We start from the raw sequence: 25,972 nt of genomic DNA on the forward strand, positions 1-25,972 counted from the left end.
TACGTCGCATGCCACGTCTTGGGTCTGTTAAGAAAGACATCTTCCATGCGTGCTATGCCTGCTTCTGTTTATCGCTACATTTTTCGCTATTCCAAAGCCCGACAAGCCGTCGTGATTGCACTGACATTAATGCTATTGCCGTTGGCACCAATTCCGCTGGAATTGCAACGCAGGATGCTGGACGACGCCGTGGCCAACAAAGACCTTGATCTGTTGGTTTGGTTGGGGTCGCTCTATGTGGGCGCCTTGGTTCTGTCTGCGGGCCTGAAGCTGGCAATGCGTGTGCAACGTGAACTGATCTCTGCCAAGATTGTGCACACTTTGCGCCGGTCGGTTTTTTACTGCATTTACACCATAACGCCGCCTGCCAAAATCAAGGCCAGTGCAGCGGGCGAAGACGTTGTGGACGAAGGGGCCGTGGTGTCCATGTTGTCGTCAGAAGTCGAAAAGCTTGGCGGATTCGCGGGGGCCGCGATTTCGGGTCCGTTGTTGCAGATTGGCACATTGATCACCGTGCTGGGCTACATGTTCTACATCGAGCCGCTGGTGGCCACGATTGCTTTGGCATTGTATTCGCCGCAATTCATCATCGTGCCGATTTTTCAGGCCCGCATGAACCGGCTCGCGGCGAAGAAGGCGTTAAAGACACGCGCCTTAGGGAACTTTATCGTCGACAATGCCGAAGTCGAACTTTTGCAACAAGAGCCGCCCGTAGCCTTTACCACGCTGACGGACACGATCTTGCAAATTCGCACCAAATTCTTGATGACCAAAAACGTGATGAAGACAATCAACAACCTGCTGATCGCTCTGGGACCGTTTGGGGTCATCGCATACGGGGGATATCTTGCGATCAATGACCAGATTGAAGTGGGTGTCATTCTGGCGTTTGTGTCCGGGCTGGAACGGCTGGGCGGACCAATCCGCGAGCTTATCGGCAGCTATAGTGCCATCACGGACGCCCGGATGCGCTATGGTATTTTGCTAAGCAGTTTTCCGTCCCACATTGATGCGGATGATCCTGTGCCTATGCCGCCTATGATCGGTGCACAGCTGGATTGATCCTGCCGCGATTGCCCAATTTCCTGTTCTGATCTATTGAAAATGAACATCTGGATTGAGTTTGATATGCGCCACAGTCTTTTCGCTTTGTTTTTACTATGTACGGCCCCTGTGTTTGCCCAAGACAAACCATGGCCGGATATTCTGGTTGACCCATCTGCCAAATTGCACCCCGCTGCAGATTTGATCCTGCCGATGGCCTGCGGTGGTGGAATGGCGTTTCAGCGCGTCAATGTTCCGGTGAATGTGGAAAGCCCGTTGGCGGACCGTCCTTTTCGTATGGGACAGTCGGATGCGACAACGGCTTTCTCTGACTATTTGAAGCCGACGTATCTGCGCGGGGCCTTCGATGATGTGCAGGCCGGTGTCAGCTATTACTACATTGCACGCTACGAGATGAACGAGGCCCAATACCGCGCTATCAAAGGTGAGTGTGATGGCCCGTTCAAGCCGATTGAATCGCGCGCCAAAGGCGGGCTGACATGGTACGAGGCCGTTGATCTATCGCGCAGCTACACCGAATGGTTGATGCAAAACGCCCGTGACACCCTGCCAAGCCAAGGGGATCGCACGGGCTTTTTGCGCCTGCCCACGGAACCCGAATGGGAATATGCTGCGCGCGGCGGGGCCAAGGCTGATGGGTCAACTTTTGCGGCGCGCAGGTTCTTTTCCGAGGGCAGCTTAGGCGATTACGCCGCCTATCTTGCGCCGGGTAGCGGCAGCAAAGGGCTGACCGTTATGGGCGGGCGTCGCAAGCCGAACCCCATCGGGCTTTTGGATGTATACGGCAACGCCGAAGAATTGATGTTGGAGCCTTTCCGCCTGAATGCCATCGGGCGCACCCATGGGCAGCCGGGCGGTTTGGTGACGCGCGGCGGATCGGTCGACTTGGAAGATGCGCAAATTTACACGGCCAAACGCAGTGAATACCCCTTGTTCAGCAGTCTTTCAGGGCAGGCGCTGGCCGGTGAATTTTTCGGATTGCGCATGGTTTTGACGGCCGTTGTGGTGTCCGAGGACCGATACGAGAAAATCCGCGAAAACTGGGCAGCAGAAGCGGACAGACCCGCGGATGCTCAGGCGGACCCGTTGGCCGCCTTGTCAGCCCTTTTGGATGAAGAAGTCGATCCGAGACGCCGCGAGGCCCTAAGCGGGTTACAACTTGAATTCCGGGTCGCGCGTGAAGCGGCCGCAGAGTCCCTGTTTCAAGCGGCCAAGTCCACGCTGTTAAGTGGCGCGGCATTTGTCGAAACGATCAATGAAGGCGATCGTGAAATTGACCGTTTGACCCGTGACAGTCTGGCGTTGCGTGACACAATTCAACTGATGTCGGGCACACAACGTGCCGAAATGATGCAAACACTGGTGTTGAACGTGGACCGCTTGACGGGGTTGCGCGAAAGCCTAGACACCTATCTTTTGTCGTACCGGGCGACATTGGAAACCCTTGTATCGGATGTCGATCAGGAGGTGCGGGAGCGGGCCTATACAAGTCTGGCACAGGATCTTGCGCAAGCCGAACAAACCCAATTGCTGACTATGTTGAACCGATTCTGGAGCGACCTGTTGGTCTATGTCCAGCGACCGGACATGGGCAAAGGCGATTTGCTGCAAGTGGCTATAGATTAGCCCTAATCCCTGCGATTAGTACGTATTGTACCTAAAAGATGCTGAAAATACGCAAAAAGGTGGTTTGGTGTGCCAATTTTTGTAAAGTGCAAAGAACACGGATTCGGGTTACAACGATTTTACAGATATTCTGCTTGCTAGGGAGATAACGAATATGACGCGTCAGTTTATGGCCAAGACGGTAGGTGGTGCGATGATCGCAGCATTTGCATTCACTTCCACCGCAGAGCAGGCTTCGGCCGACCTGAAAGACGCAATCATCGGCGGTATTGTGGTTTGTGGTTTGACCAAATGTGGTCAGAAAAAAAGATCTTCTGGCAGCCGCAAGACATACAAAGCCCCACGTAAATCAGGCATCAGTTCCGCACAGCGGCAACAAAACCGCGATGTTCAAAGCTCATTGAACGCGTTTGGCTTTCCAGTTGGTACAGTTGACGGATCGTTGGGCAAGCGCAGCCGCGCCGCCATTCGTGACTATCAAGGGTACATGGGCTACCCCAGCACAGGCCAATTGACCGACTTTGAACGCCAGACATTGGTGAACGGTTGGCAGAAATTCAATGCTGGTGCAGGCAACGCCTATCCGCGAACAATGGCCGCCTTGGGCCCGCGCGGTTTGTTGAAGATTGAACGCGACCCGAATTTTGCAGCGCAATATGGCGACAACACGGGCCAAGCCTATGCAGGCAACAACACGGGCCAGAACGGCTTTAACAACAACACGGGCCAGAATGGCTACAACGCCAACACAGGCCAAGCAGGGTTCAGCAACACCGCCCAGACCCAGAACGGTGCCGTTCAACAGCCTATCCAGCCTTTGCCAAAAGCCAATCAGGCTGGCCAAGTCGTGGGGGGTGCCATTCCAAAGCTGAAGCCACTGCAACCAATCGGAAAAGTGGCTGTCTCAGCGGCTTCACGGTGTGAATTGGTGGATCAAACGACCCGTATTCAGGGCTTTATCCAAGCGTCGAATATGACGGATTCCAATCAAGCCCTTAGCGAAAAATTCTGCGAAGCGCGTGGCTATGCCATCACGCAAGGTGGGTCAGTCGCGTCTCAGTTCCAAGTGTCAGAGACCGAATTGACAAGCCTGTGTGAACAGATCCAGGGCGGTTACGCTGGTGTCTTGGCGACGTTGCCCACAGCGCAAGAAGCGCAAGTGGTTGCATCTTCGCGGTCGACAGCAGCGCAGCTGGGATTGACTGATCCGGCGACCACCGCTGCATATGGCCAGATCTGCATCGGCATCGGATACCGTCTGGACAACGAAGAAATGGCTTTGTCCGGTGCGTTGGCGATGCTGGCAGCGGGGCAAGCGCCATATGGTGAAATTGTCGGACACCACCTGCGTGAAGGGTTTGGCGTTGCAGCGACGCCAGCGGCTGCAGCACCTTGGTATCGCAGCGCTATGGGTGCGCTGGAACAAGGTGCAACACCTGCCTTTGTTCCAAGCACGACGGCAGAGCGGGTGCAAGTCATCCGTGCGGCGCTGCAACTGGACCAGCAACGCGCCAGCGGTGCTGGCAACGGTTTGCCAAAGCTGATCCCGACAGCGGCACGTTTGCCTGCTTTGACGGTGACAAAACCCTAAACACCACGCATCAGACCTTGATTGAAAGGGCGGCCAGTGTGGCTGCCCTTTTTTCACGCGGGGGCTTCGGTTTGGTCAAACATCACGCAGCACCTAACATCTTGAAACAACAGTTTTTGTACGGGGATGAAGCCGGCATTTCGATTATCGCGCAATTTGGCTTTTTACGTTGACCCATTGTCCAGAGTCACGTTTACTTGGCTTGAATGAGGGGTTTTCTGTCAATTTATGCGTGCGGTTTTCACATACGGCGGCTCAGTTGTTTTGGTGGGCTTGGTGCTTTGGGCTGCTTTGGCCGTTTTGCCCGCGTGTGGGGCACAAAACCGGATCGCTTGGACCTGGTCAGACTGGTGTCCTGTGAACACAAGTTTGGCAGCGGAAAATCAACTGGCGTCTTTGACGGATGCCAACCGCAGCTTGGAACGTGCCATTTTGCAGCGCGAACGCGAACTGGCGGCTTTGCAATGTGTGCCGGACGTGCCTGTGCAGATTGCAGAACCCAAACAAACCGAGCCCGAAAAGCCCCCTTTGCCTGAAAAGATTGATCGTAAGGATTGGAACGACAGGCGTATCGGGTTGCTTGAGGGATGTTGGGAACTGGAAAGCCGTTTTGTGACAAACAACCGCGAAACGGGTGAAACGTCGCGGTACAATGTCTGGGAAATGTGTTTCGATGCTACTGGCAAAGGGCGCGAAGAAATGTTGGCCGACAATGGCGCCACCTGCGAAGGTCCCGTGCAAGGGCGCTTTGATGGCAATGGCAAGCTGATCATCGAAGAACCGGCAAACCTGCAATGCAGCGACGGTGAATACATTTACCGACTGCGCAGCGCGTGTGAATTGAACGACAATGGAACCGCAAGCTGTGTGGTTTCGCAACCGGAAGTTGGCGGGTCAACCACCGTCGAATTCCGCAGATCAGCAAGAGACAATTGATGGCAGAGCATTTCCTGACGAAAACGCAAATTGAGCTACGCCAGTGTTTGGAAGTTGGCGGGGGCCTGGCGCTGGAATCCTATCCTGCATTGTTAGAGGTCTTGCGCACCCGCATCGGTGAAGACGCCACCCAGTTGTTTGCAGAGCCATTGCTAAGCCGCGGCAACGATCAGGCGGCCCCGTCCGTGTCGTGGTACACCGAGGCGCAAGGAAATGCGCAACCGTTCGGGCGACTGGATGAGGCACAGCAGGCGGCCCTGTCCAGCGAACTCAGCCGCCAACTGCGCCCGATCCGCGACTTGATGGATGATCCTGACGACGGGGCCTTGATTGCAAACGCATTGTATATTTCTGATCCCAACGACATTTGGTCTGTGGGCGGCGTTCCTGTCATTATCAACTGGGGTATGTTGCCTGCAGAGATGGCGCGCGATGCCGCGTCGCGGTCTGACCACTATGGGCGGACTTTGGGGCGCTTTTTGCCATTGGCGGCGGCTCCACCGTTGACGGAAACCGAACGGGCTTCACGCCAAAACCGCCAATCAAAAGACCAGCAAGCGGTTAGCAGCGCAGCACCTGTTGCAGGGGCCGCAATTGCAGGGGCCGCAGCGGGGGCAGGCGGTGCCAGCCTCGCAAACGCCTCTAGCACCCAGCAAGAGGACGAAACCAACGCCGCGTCCGCAGTTCCGCCATCTGCACCGCCGCCACATACCGACACCGCTCAGGCACCAGCTGGACGTGTTCCCCTTTGGGCATGGCTGCCGCTGGCTTTGATGTTGCTTCTGGCCGGCATTGTGCTGATCTGGTTGCTGATCCCGGGCACCCGTATTTTCCCGGATCGCGCAGCGAACCGCGTCATCACCGACGAAGCCGCTTTGGGGGCGGCCCAAGACGTGAACCGCGCCCTGGAACAGCGATTGGCAGACCTGCAAACGGCGCTGGATGGTGCGATGTGTATCGATGACGGCACGCTTTTGATGCCGGATGGCCGCACCATTGAGGGGCTTCTTCCCCCTGATCCCAACGATCGCAGCGATATTCCGGGCGCCGTGCGCCCTGCAGATCGTACCGCGATTTTGCCCCCTGATCCGGAACGAGTGCAGGTCCCTGATTCAACGGACCCCAAAGAAACACGCAGCCTTCTGGCGCATATCGAAGAACGCACAGCAATCGTTTTGGCCCCGACACCGACGGGTCTGTCCAGCGGCACGGGGTTCTTTGTCGGGCCGGATCTTTTGGTGACGAATTTCCACGTCATCTCGGGGCAGGGTGTTGATGCGATCTATGTCACGAACAAAGCGCTGGGGGCCGTACAACAGGCGCAGGTGCTGAAAACGATGGGGCCGTTTGACACCACTGGCGGTGATTTTGCGCTGCTGCGCGTGCCCGGTGTAAACCAGCCGGCGTTTGCGGTTTTGGAAGCGGATGAAAGCCTGCGATTGCAGTCGGTGATTGCAGCGGGATATCCGGGCGATCTGTTGCAAAGCGATGCCAATTTCCAGCAGTTGCGCACAGGGGACACCACCGCGGTGCCGGAATTGACCGTCACGGATGGCACCGTATCTGCAGAGCAGAATTTCAACGAACGCACCCGCGTCGTTGTCCATTCGGCACCCATTTCTACGGGCAATTCGGGTGGGCCTTTAATCGACATGTGCGGCAGGTTGGTCGGGGTGAACACCTTCGTCAAACAAGGGGCTTTGCGGAACCTGAATTTTGCACTGTCTTCGGGCGATCTGACGCGGTTTTTGGCAGATACCGGCGCGTTGCCGCAGGTGGTAACCCAAACGTGCAACCCGCAAATCCAGCGTCCAAAGGCACCTGAAACGGCGGCGGTCATTGCACCCGAACCAGACACCGCCAAGCCGACGCTTCCGGCCCTTGCACCGAAGTCCGAGTGAGCGCCGCAATGTCCGAAGCCTTCCTTGCAAACACGTCCACCCAAGGGTTGTCGCCTTTAGGCACAGCGCCGCAAAGATCCTATGAGTTGATCTCGGGTACGATACGGGATGCATTGGGCGACCGACATGCAGCCGTGTTCGCGGAACCTGTTGCAACGCAATACGGCGATCGTTTCGACTGGTACGCGGTCGCTGATGGGAAACCACAGCGGCTTGATGCGTTGGATGATGACACGCGCCAGTTGGTGCAAGATGATTTGGACGGCCTTATCGCTGACATTACAGCGTTGGGCACAGATCTTTTGGCGAAGACCAACCCCGATGAACAGCGCTTGGGCGAAGCGTTAAGCAATGCGGTGCGCTATCCCGGCGCCGAGTGTGTTTACGTGTTGTCGGGTGGCGAAGAAATGCAGCCTGTGTTGCTGAACTGGGCGTGGGTTTCCGACACCCAAGCTGTCGTGGCGGGGGATCTCAGCGGCACGGAAGGTGCTGCGCGTGCCAAAAAAACAGCCGCGGTAAAAGCTGCCGCTGCCGCACAGGTGGCGGCAGCCGCAGCCCCTGTTGCGCCACCGCCAAGGGCCGATGAACGGGATCGTGGGCCGTTCGGGCTGTGGTGGTTGTTATGGCTTGGCTGGTTGCTTTTACTGATTATGATTGCGGCCATTCTGTATCTGATGGTTGAGGCCTGTGCCCTGCGTATTCCGGGTGTGGCCAGTTATTGCCCGCCCCCCGGTCCGGTGGCGTCAGTCGAAGAAAGACTAAGCTTGAGTTTGCGCGACAGGATCGCCACAGCAGAGCGGCAAATCGCCATCGCTGATCGCGCCTGCCAGCCCAAACAACAGGCCAGCCTGATCCCTGATGCGGACCAGACGCGTTTGGCGGATCGGGGTGCGCGGGAAGGCAAGCTGACGGTGTCTTTGCTATGGGACAGCATTGCCGATCTACATCTGGATGTGCGGTGTCCCGCCGGTGATACAATCAACTACGGCAAGCAAAACGCCTGTGGTGGTGTGCTGGATGTGGGCGGCAATCACAGTCGCACCACGGCGCAGGCCGATGCCATCGAAAGCATGTATTTTGATGCGCCGCAAACTGGTCAATATTCTGTTAGCGTGTCCCTGTATAACCCCTACGGCGGGGCAACCACTGAAGATTTCCGGTTGCGGGTGCGTAACGGCGACAAGATTGAGACTTACGATGGCCGCGTTGTGCGCGGGCAGGGCCCTTGGACAAAGACATTTACCGTTGGAAAGGGCAACTGATGCTCAAAGAGCGTAAAGCGCAAATCAGAACACTCGCGAACCTGCGCAACGAAATCACGTTGGTGCCATATTCCGGTGTGCAAATGCTGGATTTCGGGTTTGATCTGAACAAGCTTGATATTCGTCCTTTGCGCTACATTGAACGTGTGACGCGTGAACAGGATGATGAAAACATCCTGACGCTGTTTCCTTTGTCGGGTGACGATACGCGGGACGCTGATGTGTTGGACGCGCGGCGTGACGACGACGACGAATATTCTGTACGCACGGTCGCAGCCCTTGAACCGTTTTTGGAAAAATGGGTGCCTGTGCCGTTTTTACGCGTCAAAAGCCAGCGCGGCCCGGCTGGTGAATTGCAATATGATCCTGGCCCCTCAAGCTGGGCGCGGATGCGTACGGTTGAACTGGCTGAGCCTGATCCCGAAACCGGCCACACGCACCGTATTCAGATCGCACTTGATACATCTTTGATCGACGCGCAGCAGGACACCAACTATGTGGTGCCTGAAACCTCGGACGCCGAAAAGGCCCGCGATTTCAAACTGGTGTCGGAACCCAATGACATGCGGTGGTTCCTGCGCCGCCCTGAAACGGACGAAGATGGCAATGTGCTGGACCACCAGCGCTGGGTGTCGGATTGGCTGAAAGAGCTGTTTTTGACCTTCAAACGCGCCGAACGCCCCGGTCGCCGTTTTGCCGAAGAAGATCTGCCGCATCGTTTTGAACACTGGGCGCGGTATTTGACCTATCTGAATTTGGTTCAGGTCGCAGTCAGCCCGCCCCAAGTCCGGTTTGCCAACACAGTCAGCGAACGCGATGCCGTCACGCCTGTGAACGTGGATCTGGTGCTGGACGTGGGCAACAGCCGCACCTGTGGCATCTTGATTGAACAATTCCCCGGTGAGACACGCGTGGATCTGGCGCGGTCTTTCCCGCTTGAGATTCGGGACCTTAGCCGCCCTGAATTCTATTATTCCGGCCTCTTTCCCAGCCGTGTTGAATTTGCCGATTTGCGCTTTGGCGATGATCGCTACGCCAGCCGCTCTGGCCGACGCAATGCGTTCATGTGGCCCAGTTTTGTGCGCATTGGCCCCGAAGCCGTGCGTCTTGTGCAGGGCGAGGAAGGCACCGAAACGATTTCCGGCCTGTCGTCGCCCAAACGCTACCTATGGGACAGCGTTGCGGTGCAACAAGACTGGCGTTTTCACAACCACATGGACCCCAACAACCTGCCGAAAGCCGTGCGGTCCGCCATGCGCCACCTCAACGAAGCGGGCGATGTGATGAAGCAGGTCCGCTACGAGGAAGAACAACGCCTGCGCAAACGCGGTGACACACCAAGCACCCCTGCGATCCGCCCCCGCTTTTCGCGGTCGTCGCTTTTCGGGTTTATGATGGGCGAAATCATTGCCCATGCGCTGATCCAGATCAACGATCCTGCGTCGCGGTCCCGTCGTGCGCAATCCGATCTGCCACGCCGTCTGAACCGCATCATCCTAAGCCTGCCCACGGCCACCCCAATCAAGGAACAGGCCATCATTCGATCACGCACCCAAGGGGCTTTGGGGCTGATCTGGCAGCAGCTTGGGCTGGACAAGGCGCAGCGTCCCTATTCCATCAAACCTGATGTGACGGTGGATTGGGATGAAGCATCTTGCACACAACTTGTCTATCTTTACAGCGAGTTGACCCAAAAGTTTGACGGGCGCATCGACACCTTCCTGACGTTGAAAGGGCAACCGCGCCCCGGCCCTTCGGGGGCGGAAGAACCATCGCTCAGGCTTGCCAGTATCGATGTGGGCGGCGGCACAACCGATTTGATGATCACCACGTATCGCAGCGAAGCCAACCGCGTGTTGCATCCCGAACAGACATTCCGCGAAGGCTTTCGAGTGGCGGGGGATGATCTTATCCAAAGGGTTGTCAGTGCCATTGTGATCCCGCGCATTCAGGAAAGCATCGAAGCTGCGGGCGGTGTGTATGTTGCTGAAAAGCTGCGCGAGTTGTTTGGTGGCGACATTGGCGGACAAGACCAGCAAGCGGTGCAACGTCGTCGACAGTTTTCGCTGCGGGTGTTGATGCCTTTGGCGGAAGCCACACTGGCGCATTGCGAAACCTCAGAAGAATTTGACCGCTTTGAATTGCCTGTGGCCCGTATTCTCGGCCTGCCGGAACCGGTTGAAGCAGACGAAGACGACGCCGCACAGGATGCCCCGCACGACGCTCAATCTAACGAAGGCGCCGCGCAAATCGGAACTGAAATTCTGTCTTACGTGGAAACCGCCGCTAAATCACTTGGGGCGCATGATTGGAAATTGGCTGATCTGGTGCTGACCACATCGCGCGAAGATGTGGACGCAATCAGCCGCGAGGTGTTCCAGCGCGTCCTTGGCAATATGTGCGAGGTCATCGACCATCTGGGCGTTGACGTGGTGCTTTTGACGGGACGGCCATCGCGATTGCCTGCGATTCGGTCCATCGTCGAAGAAATGTTGGTCGTGCCGCCGCACCGCCTGATTTCCATGCACAACTACAAGACGGGGCGGTGGTACCCGTTCCGCGATCCTGTTTCGCAGAAAATAGGCGACCCGAAATCTACTGTGGCTGTGGGCGGGATGCTGATTGCATTGTCCGAAAACCGCATCCCGAACTTCAAAGTGACCACGGGCGCGTTCCAGATGCGATCGACCGCGCGCTTCGTAGGCGAAATGGACATCAACGGGCAAATTCCGGATGAACGTATCCTGTTTTCTGATGTTGATCTGGATGCGGGCGGACAGGCCAGCGATACCGCGCAGGTGAACTTGTATTCGCCTGTCTACATCGGGTCGCGTCAGCTTCCGCTTGAACGCTGGACCACCACCCCGTTGTTCCGCATGGATTTTGCCGACACCGGAAACCAGTCGCGGCCTTTGCCCATCAAAGTCGAATTGCGTAAGACGGACTTTGACGACAGTGATGGTGAGACCAGCGAAGACAAACTGCGCCGCGAATCCATGCGTGAAGCCTTTGAAATTGATCAGGTCGAAGACGGAGAGGGCGGGGCGATGAAATCCGGCGACGTGATCTTGAAGCTTCACACGCTTGGGTTTGAAGACGAATACTGGATCGACACCGGCGTGTTCCAGGTGTGATGAAAGGGAAATGACATGAGCCAACAAGACGCCCTTTCGACCCGATGCACTGACGTTGCGCGGCTTTCGCGTGCAGCACTCGATTGGATCAACGATCCCGAAAACGCCCAGACCGTAGAAGGGCGCACTGCCCATCTGCCCAAAGTTTTGCGCAAATCTGCCCGTCGCGCAGAACGTCTGGGACGCGCGGCCCAAACCAAGATGAGCGTCAGCGTGTTTGGCCCGTCGCAAGCCGGCAAGTCCTTTTTGGTGTCGGTGCTGGCGCGTCCAAACGAAGGCCGTTTGGTCGCTGATTTCAACGGCCCCGGCGGCAAGCTGGACTACATCAGCCAAGTCAACCCGGCAGGCGACGGCGAATCCACCGGCCTTGTCACCCGCTTCACCATGAGCCGTGCACCCACGCCTGACGGCTTTCCCATCCAGCTGAACCTGCTGACCGAAGCTGATATCGCCCGCACGCTAATCAACAGCTTTTATGAAGACGGGGACCTGTCCGAAGAACCGCCCAGTCCAGACCAGTTGGCCGCGCATTTTGCGGCGCATACCCCCAAAGCCCAAAGCACGGATGTGGGGGGGCTGGATTATGAAGAGGTCTTTGAAATCGCGGATTACGTCCAGAAATGGATCAGCAAATCCGCTTATGCCTTTAACTTGGGCGGTTTCTGGGATGAAGCCGCGGAATTGGCGCCGCGCATGACACCCGAAGATCGCGGGCAATTCTTGTCGATCCTATGGGGCGGATATGCGCCGTTGACGGATTTGTATATCAAGCTTGCGAAGGCGTTGGCGACCATCAACCACGCCGAGGTCATCTACGCAGGGCTCGATTCCCTGCAGCCGCGCGAAACCTCGATTATTGATGTGAATACGCTGGGTGGGCTGTTTGGTCCGGAAGGCGAGGATATGCTGGATATCCAGACGGCCGCGGGCAAAAACGGCAAACTGAACCGTGCCATTGTCACGGCTTTGGCGGCGGAATTGGTGTTTCCCATGGAGGAGCAACCTTCGCCCTTCTTCGGCGAGACAGACTTGCTGGACTTTCCGGGGGCACGCAACCGCTTTGAAGCGCCGCTGTCCGTGACATTGCGCAATCCCGAAGAGGCCGTGACCAACATGCTGTTGCGCGGCAAAGTGGCCTATTTGTTTGACCGCTACGTGTCCAACCAAGAAATCACATCAATGCTTTTGTGTGTGCCGGACAGCAACATGGAAACGCTAAGTCTGCCGGGGCTTGTCGAACAATGGATCGACCTGACGCATGGCAGCACCCCGGCTGAGCGGGCGCAAAACGACTGCATTTTGTTTTTCGTGATGACCAAGTTCGACAAGCATCTGGGTGAAAGCGCGTCGGGCGGCAATGAAAGCGAACGGTTTGAGAGGCGGATGGATGCGTCCTTGCTGAAAGGGTTTGGCAAGTTGACGGAATCGTGGGTTCATAAGTGGACCGACAGCCAAGCGTTCCAGAACTGCTATTGGTTGCGTAACCCGAACTACTTTGTCGAAGGGTTGATCGAATACGACGATCAAGAACGCGAAACGGCCATTCGCGCCGAAAAGCTTGCGCGGGTTGCGGAACTGAAAGCCGGTTGTTTGCAAACGCCATCGGTACAGACGCATTTCAAGCAGCCTGAACGGGCATGGGATGCGGCACTGACCCTGAACGACGGTGGCGTTGGCTATCTGATCGAAGAACTGACCAAAGTGTGCAAACCCGAAAGCAAGCTGCGCCAGATCACCACGCAAATCGACGCGCTGGCTGGCAAAGTCCATCAAGAACTGGCGCAATTCTATGTGTCGGACGATGTGGAAAAGCGGATTGAAGAAAAACGACTGGCCGCAGCAGAAATAATCGACGGGTTGGAAATGACCCTTTCGCATCACCGCTTTGGTGCGTTTTTGAACGCGCTGTCAGTGGATCAGGACGCGGTACAAGACCGCATTTCGCGCGTACCGTCTTCCATTCGGATCACAAACGCCGTGACCAGCGAAGCACCTAAACCGGCCATGGCGGCTGCGGCGCCAGCGGCCACGCGTCCGGGTGCTCCGGTGCGCCCCGGTGCCCCTGCACGACCGGGTGCACCTTTGCGTCCCGGTGCCCCCGCGCGGCCATCACCTGCGCCAACTTTGGATGCGGGTGACACAACAAAAGCGCCACCTGCCGCACAGTCTATTCGCACCATGACCCCCGAAGCCTTTCAAGCCGACACCGCGATTGCCGTTTGGATGGAAGGGCTTGCACGGTTCCGCGAAGACGATGAAAAACTGGCTGTCTTCCAATTGAACGAAGAAACGGCAGGCAATCTGGTGAATGAGATGGTGCATGGCTTTAGCCGTGTGGATGTCCGCGATGGGATCATGGGCATGCTGACAGGGATTTCTTATGGGCTGACAGTGGACAAGCAGGCCCCCTCTGCCGCTATTGTGTGTTCGGAACGGATCAATAATTTTGTCACGATGCTTGGCGCACGCGATATGCTGAACGGGAAGGGTTTGGTGATCGACCTGGGCAATGGTGAAAGCCGTCCCGCGTTCGAGCGCCGCAAAGGGGCGGACAGCGCAGACAGCTTGCCTGCAGTGCCAAGGGCCTCTGCTGCAGATGCTTGGACCGACTGGGTGTTTGCGTTGGATTCACTATTCGTGGAAAACGCCAAAGACGGAGACGCAGGTACCGTAAACATCGAACAGAACATCCGCTTGGGTGGCGTTCTGTCAGAGCTTTCGCCAAATGTGGGATAAGACGTGGTAGTAGACATCAGACCAGACCCGAAGCACCCGCGTGGCGGCTTTGCGGAAATCACGATCGAAGGGGCAACCGCCGCCAGCGATCCAGTGGGTGTCGCCGTCTACAACAGCTACCAGCAAAAGTGGTTGGGGCCGGAAGGCTGGCAGCCCAACCGTGCTGAACTGCCAGCACGTGGAGCGACCCAAGACGGGGGTGCGCTGCGGCTGATTGTTGGGCCGGACATCGTCAATCAGTTGGAAGAAGACACGCCTGTTCGCATTGAAGTCGGCGGCGTCGGGTTTGATACGTATTGGCCTGACGATATCAACGCCGGCCCGGATGAGGCTGTGGTTGGGGATATTGGCGGAACCGGTGCCACGCCCTTGGCTAAAAAGCCAATGGTTGTAGTGGCTGAACCTGATCCAGTCCCCGAAGAAGTGATGCCCGATCCGTCGGATGGTCTGGAAGAAGAGATTGCCCCAGACGCGCTTGAAGATGACGCTGGCGACTATGAGGATTGGGAAGACGAAGAAGAGGAACGCCGCCCACGTTGGCGTTTGTTGTTGATCCTTCTGGCGCTTCTTGCTGTTGCGGCAATCGTCGCCAATTATTTGTTGTTTGGTATGGAAGACGCGGCACAGCCTGAAGAACCGGCGCCTGCCCCTGCGCCCGAAACATCGCGCGCCGCAGTTGCGGATGGATGTGATGTGGGGGCTTTGGCCAGCATGCAATCCCAAGGGTTTACCGCCATGGCCGACAAGCTGCGCAGCTGTGGCAGTGCCGTGTCACCCGATGGCGCGTTGGGCCTGGTGGAACAAGGGGCTGCGGCCAATGATGCCGATGCGTTGAACCTGTTTGGCGCACTTTACGATATCGGTGTGACCGAAAAAGAGATCGAAGGCACCATCGGGCTGACCTTCGCAGATGATCCCGCCCGTGCGGCGGATTATTACGCCCGCGCCATCAATGCAGGATCGACACAGGCGCAATCACGTTTGCAAGCTGTGTGTCGCCGTCTTTTGCTAAAAACCGACACGCTGTCTGCAAGTGCGCGTGAAGATCACTGCCAGTAACCAAGGAACTCTGCCCATGTTATCCGCGCTGCCACACCGCCTGACCGCCACTGTTGCGATGATCTTGATGCTGGGCACCAGTGTCATGGCGCAGGACCGCAAGCCGCTGACGCTTGAGGGCACGACATCCATTTACGAACGGGTTCTGACCCGTCCCGGCATCATGCAGCACAGTGCACCTGAAGGGCCTGCAACAGACACGTACCCTGCGTTTCAGCCGCTTTATGTTTTTGCCCGCAATGGCGACTGGATCGAAGTCGGGCCCAGCCCAAATGCCTCCCCCGAAGGCTGGGTGCGCGAACCGGGCACCGTGCAGTGGAAGCAAAACATCGTGGGCGCCTTCACAAATGCGGCGGGGCGTAGCCGTCAGTTGTTGTTTGATACGCAGCCGGATCTGGAATGGCTGATGAACCACGAGGCGCTGCGCGACGTCCAAGAACGTCTGGTGGCCGAAGCGTCGGCGGGCCTGACAGGGGGCGAACGTGGTGTGGTTTCGGTGGAACCTGCCGAATTCGTCAATATCCGTGATGATCTGTATCTGATGCCGATTTTGGACTTCACAGAGGCGCTGCACCCGCTGACCTACGATGAAATCCTCATGATGCAGGTGGCTTCGGTACCAAAACAAGCGCCCAAAAACGCACAAACCCTGACCACAGACAACGCCGCTTTTGATGTGGGGATCGTATTTGTTCTGGATACCACGCAGTCGATGGAAAACTATATTTCGCTGACCCAACGTGTGCTGCAAAACACCGTGCGCCAGATTGAAGGAACTGAAATCGGCAAACTGGTGAACTTTGGCGTGATTGGTTTTCGCGACAACATCGAAGCTGTGCCTGAACTGGAATATCGCACCGAAACATTGATCGGATTGGAGAGACGTCGGGATCAAACACCGGTGCTGGCAGCCATTGGGCAAGCCACAAACGTGGCGCGGGCCAATTCGCCGGGGTTCAACGAAGACAGCCTTGCTGGCGTTGAGGATGCCATTGACCAGATTGATTGGGAACAGGCCAAAGGCGACGGCGACAAGATCGACGCGCGCTATGTGATCCTTGTGACCGATGCTGGACCAAAAGACCCCCGTGACCCCAATTCACGCTCAGAAATTGGCACGGTCGAGCTGCAAAAAGATGCTGAAGGCCGCAACATCGTGGTCATGACATTGCACCTGAAAACACCCAACGGGGCTGGCAATCACGCTTACGCTGCCAGCCGGTATCGCGAATTGTCGCGTTTTGCGGGACAGGAATTTTATTTCCCTATCGAAGGCGGATCAGAGCCTGCCTTTGAAGGGGTTGTGACGCGGCTTGTCACCGCTTTGACAGACCACGTGCGCCTTGTGCGTGGCGAAGACACCGTTCTGAACAACGAGGAAGCAGGCGACAAGCTGGTGGAATTGGGCCGTGCTATGCAACTGGCATGGTTGGGTGAGCAAAAAGGCACCCAAGCGCCCGATGTCATCAAGGGCTGGGTGTCAAACCGCGCGGTTGAGGCCCCGAACCGCTTGGCGATTGAACCGCGACTTCTGGTAACAAAGAACGAAATGGCCAGCATGGCGGACTTTCTTGATAATATGGTGCGCATCGGTGAAACGGCGCAGTCCTCCGAACAATCCATCGACTTTTTCGGACAGGTGCGCGGGTTGATTGCGGATATGGCGCAAAACCCTGATCTGTTGGTGAACGCGAATGCGGATACTCTGGGCGGCGCTTTGGAGTTTCTGGACCGCTTGCCTTATCAAAGTCAGGTTTTGGGTATGTCTGAACAGCGGTGGGCCGAAAGCGCCATGATGCGCCGCAGCTTGATTGACGGGATGCGCCAAAAACTGGTGCAGTATCGCAAGTGGCTGTTCGACAGCTCTGTGTGGACGCCGTTGTTTGACGGAGCCCCTGACGGAGAGCATGTGTTTGCGATGCCCTTTGATGTGCTGCCCTGATCCATGCCTGCACGTCTGATCCTGAAAGGCGTTGAAGTCAGCTTGGCAGACCGCGAACGCCGCTTCACCTTATCGGTGCCGGACCTGTCGATCGGGGCAGGCGAAGCCGTGGGGCTGACGGGACCAAGTGGCACTGGCAAGACGTTGTTGCTTGAACTGTTGGGCCTGTTGCGCCGCCCCAGTGCTGTGACGGCGTTTGGAATATCTTCGGATACGCGAACCCTTGATCTGGCGTCGGTTTGGACGCCGGGTGCGCAATCCCCTGCGCAGGTTCGCGCGGATATGTTTGGCTTTGTCCCCCAAAGCGGCGGGCTGCTGCCGTTTTTGTCTGTGACAGAAAACATTCATTTGGCGCAAAGCATTTCAGGGCGTGAAGATGCTGCATGGCAGGACCATCTGGTGGGCCAGTTGGGGCTGGGGGATGTGCGCCAGTTGCGCCCCGGATCGCTGTCTATCGGACAACGCCAACGTGTTGCCATCGCGCGTGCCTTGGCCCACAGGCCTGCGTTTGTGATTGCGGATGAACCAACGGCCGCTCTTGATCCGGGGGCTGCAAGCACCGCTATGGGCTTGTTGATAGATGTGGCTGCGACAGGCGGGGCGGGGGTCATAATCTCGTCTCATGATCTGGCCCTTCTGGACCAATTCCCGATGCGCCGTGTGGCCCTGGAACTGGTCAGCGCACCCGGCGCTGCAGAGGCGCGCAGCCAGTTGATGCACCAAGAGGCCCTTGCATGAAGTTGCTGGTCGACCTTGCCCTGCGCGACTTGTTGCGCGAACGCATTCACCTGATTTGCAACGTGGCCATTCTGGCAGGTGTTCTGGTGCCTTTGATGGTGATCTTCGGGGTAAAGAACGGTGTTTACGATGCGCTGATTGGTCAGCTTTTGAACGACCCCGCCACTTTGCGCATCGAGACCACAGGCAACAGCAGCTTTACCCAACAGGACATTGATCTGGTGGCGGGTTGGCCCGAAACCGGTTTCGCCACGGCCAAAACACGCAGCGTTTTCGACTTTGTAAACGTGCGCCGTGCCGGTGCGACACCCAAACGTGATGCGATCCTTGTGCCTTCAGGCACAGGCGATCCGACCTTGCCGCAAGGCGTGGAGTTGGGGCCGATGGATGCAGTGCTTAGCGCCAGTTTGGCCCGCCAGCTGGACATGAAGGCAGGCGATACTGCCCAGATTTTTACGCAAGCCAGTGACCGTCCGCGCCAGTTGATGCTGCCCCTCAATGTCATCGCTGTGCTGCCCGACGCGCGGCTTTCCGGCCGCTCTGTTTTGGCGGACATCGCGGTGCTGGATTTGGTAGAAGCTTTCTATGATGAATACGCACTGCCCGATCACGGCATCACCCAAGGCAAGGATGTGGCCGCCCGTGTCACCACCTTTGAAGGCATGCGTGTGTTTGCGCGGGATCTGACGCAACTTGCCGCTTTGCAATCACGCATTGAAGAAAAATTCGGCATCCAGACAGAGGCCCGAACAGCAGAAGTCAGCGGTATCCTGACACTGGGCCGCAATTTAAACATTGCGCTTTTGCTGACAGCAGCGGTGGCCAGTCTGGGTTTGTCTGCGGCACTGATCTTTGGGTTTTGGGGCGAAGTTGCCCGCAAACGCCAAACGCTTGCAGCACTTGCGTTGCTTGGGATTGGCCCGAACCGTTTGTGGTTATTTCCGGTTGTACAGGCGCTGGTATCTGCAGTGGCGGGTCTTTGTGTCAGTTTTGGATTGTACTTTATCGCGGGCATCGTGGCCGAGACGCTGTTTGATAGCGCCCTGACGGCGAAAGGCGGATTGGTTGTGCTGACCTTCGCGCAAGCTGCGTTGATCGTTTGCATCACGTTGACTTTTGTAGGCGCTGCGTCGTTTTTCGCGGCGCGCAGTGCTGCCCGTGTCGATCCGGCGGACGTGCTTCGGGACGGAGCGACGTAGAAAGCTTTACGGTTTGGTCGAGTGGGTCGGCATGTTTTCAAACACCTTGTCGGCGCTGTCGATGGGAATACGTTCACGCCCCGGCGAGAAACTTGCCGAAATATAAGGACGTTTGCGTCCACCCCCCGGCTTGTCTGCCGTTTCGACAAGCGAAAACAGGGTGACGGTCTGACCTGTGAAATCGGCAAAGGTGCCCACAGGCGCTTCGCCTTGGTTTGGCACGGATTCCCAATGTTTTAGCAGGTCGCGGGCGGTCACAATCACACGCGACGCCAAAAGCACATTGCCGATGAAATCCCCGTCTGTGGACGGATTTGTGGTGCCTTGGAACTGGGCTTGCGGCAGGATCGCCTGCAGGGCCTTGTTGGCATTGGACTGCCAGATGTCGTGATCAGTGCCGATCAAAATGCCGCCGCCGTTCTCTGACAGCGCGTACATCTGGTTCATAAGCAAACCGCCCCCGGATTTATTGACGCCGGGAAATTTTGTGGTTGGGTTGATGTCGATGCTGCGGATGGCAAAGGACCCATCCAGCATCAAAGCAGAACGCCCGGTGCCGTAAAATTGGCGCAAGGCCTCTTGGTCTTTTGCGTTGATCAGCGCATCGCGGTTGGTCATATCCAACACAACAATATCGTATTGGGCTGCGGACAAGGCTGCGGCCAGCCCCCCGCCGCTGGTGCGATGTGTGTATGTGACGTCAAAGGCTGTGCCGTCGCGGTATCCATTTACATAATTAGACATTTTCTTGCGATGGCGTGTTGTGAAGGTGGGCGGGATATCGGGCATGCCGTTGAACCAAAGCACCTTGCGGGCGTCGTGTTGGGCCACGACGATTTGGGGGGACGCCACTGCAATAATCACCATGAGGGTTGCGGCCAAAAGAGATCTTGGCATCAAAGACTTCCAAACTGACACAGACATATCCTTTGTACCCAGAAAAAGAGGCGCACTTTATGGCACAGCTTTGCGTACCTTAGGTTACTCAAAATGGGGAAACCTGTCACCGGGTTTCGGTCAGGGTGCGCATTGACCGTGCTGGAATTATCGGCAACTCTGAATTCGACCTGAATTTGTGGCTTTTGTTATTGATGTCTTCACGCCTCGCCTTTCCAATTGTGTTTGGATCTTTTGTTCTGACGGCTCTCGTTGGTGTGGCGGCTGTGCTTTTGTTGCGGGCCTGTGCGCTGCCTTTGCCCTTCTTGAACACGTATTTGTCGGCGTGCGCAGCCCCTTCGGAAATCGCAACTGCACAAGCGCTTGATGCATCCATGGGGCAGGGGCTGGATCTGCAACGGCGCATTTTTGAGCTGGAGCGCGAACTGGCAGCCCGCCAATGTGTAAAAGCGCCCCCTGATCCGACAGCCCCCATGACGGATGAAGCCTGGAACGCGCAAGATCTTGAAATGCTATATGGATGCTGGGCTTTGGACACGACATACAGAACGCGCGACGTCGATACGGGAGAAATCCGGTCGTATGCGCAGTGGCAGATGTGTTTTGACGCGCATGGCAACGGGACCCAGACGATGCAATCCAATGACGGTGTGACCTGCGAAGGCACAGTGCGCGCAGAGTTTTCTGGCGGCGGTTTGCAATTCATTGAACCGGGCAATCTGGCCTGCGGAGACACCGGTTACATCCACAAACGCCAAATCACCTGCACCCAAGACGGTGCAGGTGCGATCTGTGAGACGCTGCAACCCGAAACCGGCGGCAAGGCGACCGTTGGCTTTGATCGGGCCCCGCCGCCGCAATGAACTGCGCAATCGTTATCTTGCCATAAACACAGGGACGGTTGCCCCCTCAAGCATGTTGCGGGTCGCCCCACCAAAGATCGCCTCGCGGAAACGCGAATGGCCATATGCCCCCATGATCAGCATATCGACGTCCTTATCCTGAACGTGGCGGTTTAACACATCGCTGATGCGCGGCAGGGTTTTGCCCAAAACATCAACTTCGCATCGAACACCATGACGGGCCAGCATCTGGCTGAGGGGGCCGCCGGGATCACTGCGGGTCGGGCCATGCGTGGGCGGATCAATGACGGTTATGAACACAGTTTCGGCCGCCTTCAAAATTGGCAAGGCGGCGCGGGTAGCTGCCAAGGCTTCGGCGCTTTCGTTCCACGCCAGAACAACGCGGCGCGGGGCTGTTGCCTGAGTGATGTGTTTTGGGCAGATCAAAGTGGGGACGCCTGCATCGAAAAGACAGGCTTCAACCACGGCCGCTGCATCGGGTCCCGCGTCTGGACCATAGGGCTGATTCAGCACGACAAGATCGTTAAAGCGGGCGTGACTGGCCACGACGCGAGTGATGTCGCTGGTTGTGGCAATCGCCTTCATGATCGCCGCGCGCACCGAAGCACCACGCAGCACTTGCGTTGCCTGACTTTCCAGTGCTTCGGCTTCCTGAATGGCAGCCGCACGCGCGGTTTCCAGCACCAGCGCACTGATGTCGCCATAAGTGTAACCGGTTTGCGTGCGATCCAATCCAAGGGCCAACGCGTCCAGATGTGCATCATACTGCTGTGCAAGCGCCATCGCAGGGGGCAAAGCAGTCATACCATCGGTGCCTTCCGTCAGAACGGTCATGATAGATTTAAAGGTCATGTGTCATCTCCCATTTGGCTGAACGACATATGGGAAGACTGCCACTGTTCTGCGCGTGTCGCATTGACGCGCATCAAGCGATTTTCCGGTTTGATTTGATGCAGATCAAAGCCTTGTTAAGGCCAGTCCTTCACAAGCAATGTAACGATGCGGTGTGCGCCCCTGTGCGCTGGCCTCATCGTGCCTATTAAAGAAGGACGGTAGAATGGCAAATTATGTGAAGCTTTTCGTGCTGGGGCTGTTGACGCTTTTTTCCATGATCGCTGCGAGTTATGCCCGCGATTTAGCGTATCAGGTCCACATGGTTTTGTTCATGGTTGTTGCCGGGGGATTGTTTTTGATCACCCTGCGACAAACCGATGAACCGGTGTTTGTGGCCCCCCAGAACGAATATATGGATGACGTTGTAAGGGCGGGTGTGATTGCCACCGCCTTCTGGGGTGTTGTCGGTTTTTTGGTCGGCGTTGTCATCGCCTTCCAATTGGCCTTTCCGGCGCTGAACTTCGAATGGGCCGAAGGTCTTGCCAATTTCGGTCGCTTGCGTCCCTTGCACACCTCTGCCGTCATTTTTGCGTTTGGGGGCAACGCCCTGATCTGTACGTCATTGTTTATCGTCCAACGCACATGCGCCGCACGCCTATGGGGCGGCAATACCGCATGGTTCGTATTCTGGGGCTACCAGCTGTTTATCGTTCTGGCCGCCACCGGCTATTTGCTGGGCGGCACACAATCCAAGGAATACGCGGAACCTGAGTGGTATGTTGACTTGTGGCTGACCGTCGTGTGGTTGGCCTACCTGGCCGTGTTCTTGGGCACCATCGTCAAGCGCAAAGAGCCACACATTTACGTGGCCAACTGGTTCTTTCTGGCCTTCATCGTCACCGTCGCGATGCTGCATGTAGTCAACAACATCTCGATCCCCGTGTCGATCTGGGGGTCTAAGTCTGTGCAGGTCTTTTCCGGCGTGCAGGACGCCATGGTGCAGTGGTGGTATGGTCACAACGCCGTGGGCTTCTTCCTGACGGCGGGGTTCTTGGGCATGATGTACTATTTCATTCCCAAGCAGGCCGAGCGTCCTGTGTTTTCGTATAAATTGTCGATCATCCACTTCTGGGCGCTGATCTTCCTTTATATCTGGGCGGGTCCGCACCACTTGCATTACACCGCGTTGCCCGATTGGGCGGCGACCCTTGGCATGGTCTTTTCCATCATCCTTTGGATGCCAAGCTGGGGCGGCATGATCAACGGTTTGATGACTCTGCAAGGCGCATGGGACAAGCTGCGCACCGATCCGGTGATCCGGATGATGGTGACGTCGCTGGCCTTCTACGGCATGTCCACCTTTGAGGGGCCGATGATGTCGATCCGCGCGGTGAATTCGCTGTCGCATTACACCGACTGGACCATCGGGCACGTGCATTCCGGCGCACTTGGCTGGAACGGTATGATCACCTTTGGCGCACTTTACTATCTGGTGCCGGTGCTGTGGAAACGTGAGCGTTTGTATAGCCTGAGCCTTGTGAACTGGCACTTCTGGCTGGCGACAATCGGTATCGTTCTTTATGCGGCCTCTATGTGGGTGACCGGCATTATGGAAGGTCTGATGTGGCGTGAAGTTGATGCAAACGGGTTCCTTGTGAACAGCTTTGCAGACACGGTTGCAGCCAAATTCCCGATGTATGTTGTGCGCGGTATGGGCGGGGTTCTGTTCCTCACCGGTGCGATCATCATGTGTTACAATCTTTGGATGACTGTGCGTGCAGCTCCGGCGAAAGCCGGGCTGATGACAGCTGTCCCAGCAGAATAAGGAGGGGACGACGATGGGTATTCTTGATCGCCATAAGATCCTCGAAAAGAACGCAAGCCTGTTGCTGATCTTCAGCTTTTTGGTGGTGACCATCGGGGGGCTGGTACAGATTGTGCCGCTGTTCTACCTTGAAAACACCATCGAGAAAGTCGAAGGGATGCGGCCCTATTCGCCGCTGGAACTGACAGGGCGCGACATCTACGTGCGCGAAGGGTGCTATGTGTGCCACAGCCAGATGATCCGGCCGATGCGGGATGAAGTCGAACGCTACGGACACTATAGCCTTGCCGCAGAATCCATGTACGACCACCCGCACCAGTGGGGGTCCAAGCGGACAGGGCCAGACCTTGCGCGGGTTGGCGGGCGCTATTCGGATGATTGGCACATCGACCACCTGCGTGACCCGCAAGCGGTGGTGCCTGAATCCATCATGCCGAAATACGGGTTCCTGGAGCGGACCATGATCGACGGGGAATACGTGGAAGACCTGTTGAAAACGCACAGGCTTGTGGGGGTGCCCTACACACCCGAAATGATCGAAATGGCGCAGGCAGATTTCAAGGTGCAAATCGATCCCGACGGCGATTACGAGGAAATGCTGGAACGCTATCCCGGGGCGCAGGTGCGCAACTTTGACGGGGCGCCGGGTATTTCTGAAGCCGATGCGTTGGTTGCTTATCTGCAAATGCTGGGCACACTGGTCGATTTCTCGACCTTCACGCCTGATGCAAGCCGCTAAGAAAGGGGGCTGATATGGAAACCTATTCCCTTTTGCGTGAGTTCGCAGACAGCTGGATGTTGTTGCTTTTGTTTTGCATTTTCGTGGGCATTGGCATTTGGGCCTTCCGGCCCGGTGGCAGTAAAGCTTTTGAGGACACCGCAAACATCCCGTTCCGCAACGATGACAAACCCGCCCCTGATAGGGAGGCAAAAAAATGACCAAACTGAACGAGAACGACAAGAAAATCGGGACCACCGGACACAGCTGGGACGGGATCGAAGAACTGAACAACCCGATGCCGCGGTGGTGGTTGTACACCTTCTATCTCTGCATCGTTTGGGGGATTGGCTATACAATTGCCTATCCGGCTTGGCCTTTGGTGTCGGCGGCAACAAGCGGGATGCTTGGGTACTCCACGCGCGGTGAAGTGGTAGAACAAATCGCAGAAGTCGATGCCGCAAATGCAGCGATCAACACGCGGTTGGCTTCGGTTGACTTAGGCGAAATCATCACCGACCCGGAACTGGAAAGCTACGCCACATCTTCGGGCAAGGCTGTGTTCAACACATTCTGCGTACAATGCCACGGGCGCGAAGGTGGCCTTGGGGCTGCGGGATACCCTGTGCTGTCGGATGACGACTGGCTGTGGGGGGGTGACATCGAAAACATCCATCTGACCGTGGCCCACGGTATTCGCAACGAAGACGATGATGATGCGCGGTATTCCGAAATGCCTGCCTTTGGCGAAATTCTGGAACCTGAAGAAATCGAGCAGGTTGTCAATTTTGTCATGTCGCTGTCAGAAACACCGCAAGACGCGAGCTTGGTGGATGCTGGGGCCGTTATATATGAGGACAATTGTTCTGCGTGTCACGGTGAACAAGGGTTGGGCGATCGCGATCAAGGGGCACCAAACTTGGCGGACGCAATCTGGCTGTATGGCGGCGACGTCGATACGTTGCGCGAAACTGTAACCTACAGCCGATACGGCGTCATGCCGCCATGGTCCAACCGCCTGTCGGAGGCCGAAATTCGTGCCGTGTCTGCCTATGTGCACCAACTTGGTGGTGGCGAATAATCAAGCAAACGGGGCCAGCTTTTCAGCTGGCCTCTTTTGCGTGTGGCACCACAGTTGCATAGGTGCCTGACAAGCTGGCCATAAAGGCTGCATGCACATCCGTTGCTGACACGTTGTGTTCATTCCATGCCACTGATTTGGCGGCCACTGCGTCTGCTATAACTTCGACTTCAAATCCGAAATCTCGTGCGGCCCGCGCCGTGGCGTCGATACACATCTGCGCCATCGCGCCGATAATTTGAACGCGGGTGACGCCGGCCTTGCGCAGTATGCCCAGCAATTCGGTCTCATGAAAGCTGTTGGGGCGGTGTTTTAGCACGACAGGCTCACCTGACACAGGCGACACGCTGGCATGGATTTTTGCGCCTTGTGTGCCGGGGCGAAAAAAGGGCGCATCTGATGCGCCCTCATGGCGAACATGGATTACCTTGCGGCCGTTTTCACGGGCCCTGGCCAAAACGGTGGCTGCGGTCCGGGCCACGCGGTTCATCTGATGCAACGGCCAAAGCCCGCCTTCGAAATAGTCGTTCTGGATGTCTACAAGCAGCAAGGCTGTCCGTGTCAT

General features: G+C 56.8%; 20 protein-coding genes. 17 read left to right on the forward strand and 3 right to left on the reverse strand.

Annotated features, from left to right (window positions below; all coding sequences use genetic code 11):
• Window positions 1–45 precede the first annotated feature (45 nt).
• The 12 genes from ASD8599_RS03170 (at window position 46) to ASD8599_RS03225 (ending at window position 19,189) form a co-directional block, all read left to right on the forward strand.
• Complete coding sequence (locus ASD8599_RS03170; RefSeq protein ID WP_108827192.1) at window positions 46–1,062, forward strand: ABC transporter transmembrane domain-containing protein; 1,017 nt, start codon at window positions 46–48, stop codon at window positions 1,060–1,062.
• Window positions 1,063–1,128: 66 nt separating this feature from the next.
• A complete protein-coding gene (locus ASD8599_RS03175) occupies window positions 1,129–2,691 on the forward strand; it encodes a formylglycine-generating enzyme family protein (RefSeq protein WP_108829974.1) in 1,563 nt (520 codons plus the stop codon).
• Window positions 2,692–2,845: 154 nt separating this feature from the next.
• The gene (locus ASD8599_RS03180; protein WP_108827193.1) at window positions 2,846–4,282 is read left to right on the forward strand and encodes a peptidoglycan-binding domain-containing protein; all 1,437 of its coding nucleotides are present in this window, start codon (window positions 2,846–2,848) and stop codon (window positions 4,280–4,282) included.
• Between the two features lie 228 nt (window positions 4,283–4,510).
• Window positions 4,511–5,218, forward strand: a complete 708-nt coding sequence (locus ASD8599_RS03185; protein WP_108827194.1) for a hypothetical protein — start codon at window positions 4,511–4,513, stop codon at window positions 5,216–5,218.
• Window positions 5,218–7,119 (forward strand): trypsin-like peptidase domain-containing protein, encoded by a 1,902-nt coding sequence (locus ASD8599_RS03190; RefSeq protein ID WP_108827195.1) that lies wholly within the window; start codon window positions 5,218–5,220, stop codon window positions 7,117–7,119. The genes ASD8599_RS03185 and ASD8599_RS03190 overlap by 1 nt, the downstream gene beginning before the upstream one ends.
• Before the next feature lie 8 nt (window positions 7,120–7,127).
• Window positions 7,128–8,381 carry a hypothetical protein gene (locus ASD8599_RS03195; RefSeq protein ID WP_108827196.1) on the forward strand — a complete coding sequence of 418 codons (1,254 nt, stop codon included), beginning with the start codon at window positions 7,128–7,130 and terminating at the stop codon, window positions 8,379–8,381.
• Window positions 8,381–11,515: a virulence factor SrfB gene (locus ASD8599_RS03200; protein ID WP_108827197.1), complete on the forward strand. Its 3,135-nt coding sequence runs from the start codon at window positions 8,381–8,383 to the stop codon at window positions 11,513–11,515. Before ASD8599_RS03195 ends, ASD8599_RS03200 begins: the two co-directional genes overlap by 1 nt.
• 15 nt (window positions 11,516–11,530) lie before the next feature.
• Complete coding sequence (locus ASD8599_RS03205) at window positions 11,531–14,251, forward strand: virulence factor SrfC family protein (protein WP_108827198.1); 2,721 nt, start codon at window positions 11,531–11,533, stop codon at window positions 14,249–14,251.
• A 3-nt stretch (window positions 14,252–14,254) separates the two neighbouring features.
• Window positions 14,255–15,310, forward strand: coding sequence for a hypothetical protein (locus ASD8599_RS03210; protein ID WP_108827199.1), 1,056 nt, complete (start codon window positions 14,255–14,257; stop codon window positions 15,308–15,310).
• A 16-nt stretch (window positions 15,311–15,326) separates the two neighbouring features.
• Complete coding sequence (locus ASD8599_RS03215) at window positions 15,327–17,252, forward strand: vWA domain-containing protein (RefSeq protein WP_245925911.1); 1,926 nt, start codon at window positions 15,327–15,329, stop codon at window positions 17,250–17,252.
• A 3-nt stretch (window positions 17,253–17,255) separates the two neighbouring features.
• The gene (locus ASD8599_RS03220) at window positions 17,256–17,990 is read left to right on the forward strand and encodes an ABC transporter ATP-binding protein (RefSeq protein ID WP_108827200.1); all 735 of its coding nucleotides are present in this window, start codon (window positions 17,256–17,258) and stop codon (window positions 17,988–17,990) included.
• A complete protein-coding gene (locus ASD8599_RS03225; RefSeq protein ID WP_108827201.1) occupies window positions 17,987–19,189 on the forward strand; it encodes an ABC transporter permease family protein in 1,203 nt (400 codons plus the stop codon). Before ASD8599_RS03220 ends, ASD8599_RS03225 begins: the two co-directional genes overlap by 4 nt.
• 6 nt (window positions 19,190–19,195) lie before the next feature.
• On the opposite strand, the gene ASD8599_RS03230 is transcribed toward ASD8599_RS03225, so the two are convergent.
• Window positions 19,196–20,086 (reverse strand): hypothetical protein, encoded by an 891-nt coding sequence (locus ASD8599_RS03230; RefSeq protein WP_146188182.1) that lies wholly within the window; start codon window positions 20,084–20,086, stop codon window positions 19,196–19,198.
• A gap of 125 nt (window positions 20,087–20,211) precedes the next feature.
• Between ASD8599_RS03230 and ASD8599_RS03235 the strand changes: the two genes are divergently transcribed.
• Window positions 20,212–20,949, forward strand: coding sequence for a hypothetical protein (locus ASD8599_RS03235; RefSeq protein WP_108827203.1), 738 nt, complete (start codon window positions 20,212–20,214; stop codon window positions 20,947–20,949).
• 12 nt (window positions 20,950–20,961) lie between these two features.
• On the opposite strand, the gene ASD8599_RS03240 is transcribed toward ASD8599_RS03235, so the two are convergent.
• A complete protein-coding gene (locus ASD8599_RS03240) occupies window positions 20,962–21,801 on the reverse strand; it encodes a universal stress protein (RefSeq protein ID WP_108827204.1) in 840 nt (279 codons plus the stop codon).
• Between the two features lie 205 nt (window positions 21,802–22,006).
• Here ASD8599_RS03240 and ccoN point away from each other — a divergent pair, with 205 nt between their 5' ends.
• Genes ccoN through ccoP form a run of 4 tightly spaced genes read left to right on the forward strand, consistent with a single transcriptional unit; the run spans window position 22,007 to window position 25,407 of the window.
• Window positions 22,007–23,608: a cytochrome-c oxidase, cbb3-type subunit I gene (ccoN, locus tag ASD8599_RS03245; protein ID WP_108827205.1), complete on the forward strand. Its 1,602-nt coding sequence runs from the start codon at window positions 22,007–22,009 to the stop codon at window positions 23,606–23,608.
• A 13-nt stretch (window positions 23,609–23,621) separates the two neighbouring features.
• Window positions 23,622–24,347 (forward strand): cytochrome-c oxidase, cbb3-type subunit II, encoded by a 726-nt coding sequence (gene ccoO, locus ASD8599_RS03250; RefSeq protein WP_108827206.1) that lies wholly within the window; start codon window positions 23,622–23,624, stop codon window positions 24,345–24,347.
• A gap of 14 nt (window positions 24,348–24,361) precedes the next feature.
• The gene (locus tag ASD8599_RS03255; protein WP_108827207.1) at window positions 24,362–24,547 is read left to right on the forward strand and encodes a cbb3-type cytochrome c oxidase subunit 3; all 186 of its coding nucleotides are present in this window, start codon (window positions 24,362–24,364) and stop codon (window positions 24,545–24,547) included.
• The gene (ccoP, locus tag ASD8599_RS03260; RefSeq protein ID WP_108827208.1) at window positions 24,544–25,407 is read left to right on the forward strand and encodes a cytochrome-c oxidase, cbb3-type subunit III; all 864 of its coding nucleotides are present in this window, start codon (window positions 24,544–24,546) and stop codon (window positions 25,405–25,407) included. Before ASD8599_RS03255 ends, ccoP begins: the two co-directional genes overlap by 4 nt.
• A 22-nt stretch (window positions 25,408–25,429) precedes the next feature.
• Here the strand turns inward: ccoP and ASD8599_RS03265 are convergent, their stop codons facing one another.
• Window positions 25,430–25,972, reverse strand: a complete 543-nt coding sequence (locus ASD8599_RS03265; protein ID WP_108827209.1) for a cysteine hydrolase family protein — start codon at window positions 25,970–25,972, stop codon at window positions 25,430–25,432.

Source organism: Ascidiaceihabitans donghaensis (genome assembly GCF_900302465.1).
Classification (GTDB): domain Bacteria; phylum Pseudomonadota; class Alphaproteobacteria; order Rhodobacterales; family Rhodobacteraceae; genus Ascidiaceihabitans; species Ascidiaceihabitans donghaensis.

Bases quoted from the DNA above. Each gene is read 5' to 3' on its own strand.
- ASD8599_RS03180 (WP_108827193.1), top strand. From the start codon at position 2,846: ATGACGCGTCAGTTTATGGCCAAGACGGTAGGTGGTGCGATGATCGCA.
- ASD8599_RS03175 (WP_108829974.1), top strand. From the start codon at position 1,129: ATGCGCCACAGTCTTTTCGCTTTGTTTTTACTATGTACGGCCCCTGTG.
- ASD8599_RS03225 (WP_108827201.1), top strand. From the start codon at position 17,987: ATGAAGTTGCTGGTCGACCTTGCCCTGCGCGACTTGTTGCGCGAACGC.
- ASD8599_RS03185 (WP_108827194.1), top strand. From the start codon at position 4,511: ATGCGTGCGGTTTTCACATACGGCGGCTCAGTTGTTTTGGTGGGCTTG.
- ccoO (WP_108827206.1), top strand. From the start codon at position 23,622: ATGGGTATTCTTGATCGCCATAAGATCCTCGAAAAGAACGCAAGCCTG.
- ccoP (WP_108827208.1), top strand. From the start codon at position 24,544: ATGACCAAACTGAACGAGAACGACAAGAAAATCGGGACCACCGGACAC.
- ASD8599_RS03200 (WP_108827197.1), top strand. From the start codon at position 8,381: ATGCTCAAAGAGCGTAAAGCGCAAATCAGAACACTCGCGAACCTGCGC.
- ASD8599_RS03215 (WP_245925911.1), top strand. From the start codon at position 15,327: ATGTTATCCGCGCTGCCACACCGCCTGACCGCCACTGTTGCGATGATC.
- ASD8599_RS03240 (WP_108827204.1), bottom strand. From the start codon at position 21,801: ATGACCTTTAAATCTATCATGACCGTTCTGACGGAAGGCACCGATGGT.
- ASD8599_RS03220 (WP_108827200.1), top strand. From the start codon at position 17,256: ATGCCTGCACGTCTGATCCTGAAAGGCGTTGAAGTCAGCTTGGCAGAC.
- ASD8599_RS03230 (WP_146188182.1), bottom strand. From the start codon at position 20,086: ATGCCAAGATCTCTTTTGGCCGCAACCCTCATGGTGATTATTGCAGTG.
- ccoN (WP_108827205.1), top strand. From the start codon at position 22,007: ATGGCAAATTATGTGAAGCTTTTCGTGCTGGGGCTGTTGACGCTTTTT.
- ASD8599_RS03170 (WP_108827192.1), top strand. From the start codon at position 46: ATGCGTGCTATGCCTGCTTCTGTTTATCGCTACATTTTTCGCTATTCC.
- ASD8599_RS03195 (WP_108827196.1), top strand. From the start codon at position 7,128: ATGTCCGAAGCCTTCCTTGCAAACACGTCCACCCAAGGGTTGTCGCCT.
- ASD8599_RS03255 (WP_108827207.1), top strand. From the start codon at position 24,362: ATGGAAACCTATTCCCTTTTGCGTGAGTTCGCAGACAGCTGGATGTTG.
- ASD8599_RS03265 (WP_108827209.1), bottom strand. From the start codon at position 25,972: ATGACACGGACAGCCTTGCTGCTTGTAGACATCCAGAACGACTATTTC.
- ASD8599_RS03205 (WP_108827198.1), top strand. From the start codon at position 11,531: ATGAGCCAACAAGACGCCCTTTCGACCCGATGCACTGACGTTGCGCGG.
- ASD8599_RS03190 (WP_108827195.1), top strand. From the start codon at position 5,218: ATGGCAGAGCATTTCCTGACGAAAACGCAAATTGAGCTACGCCAGTGT.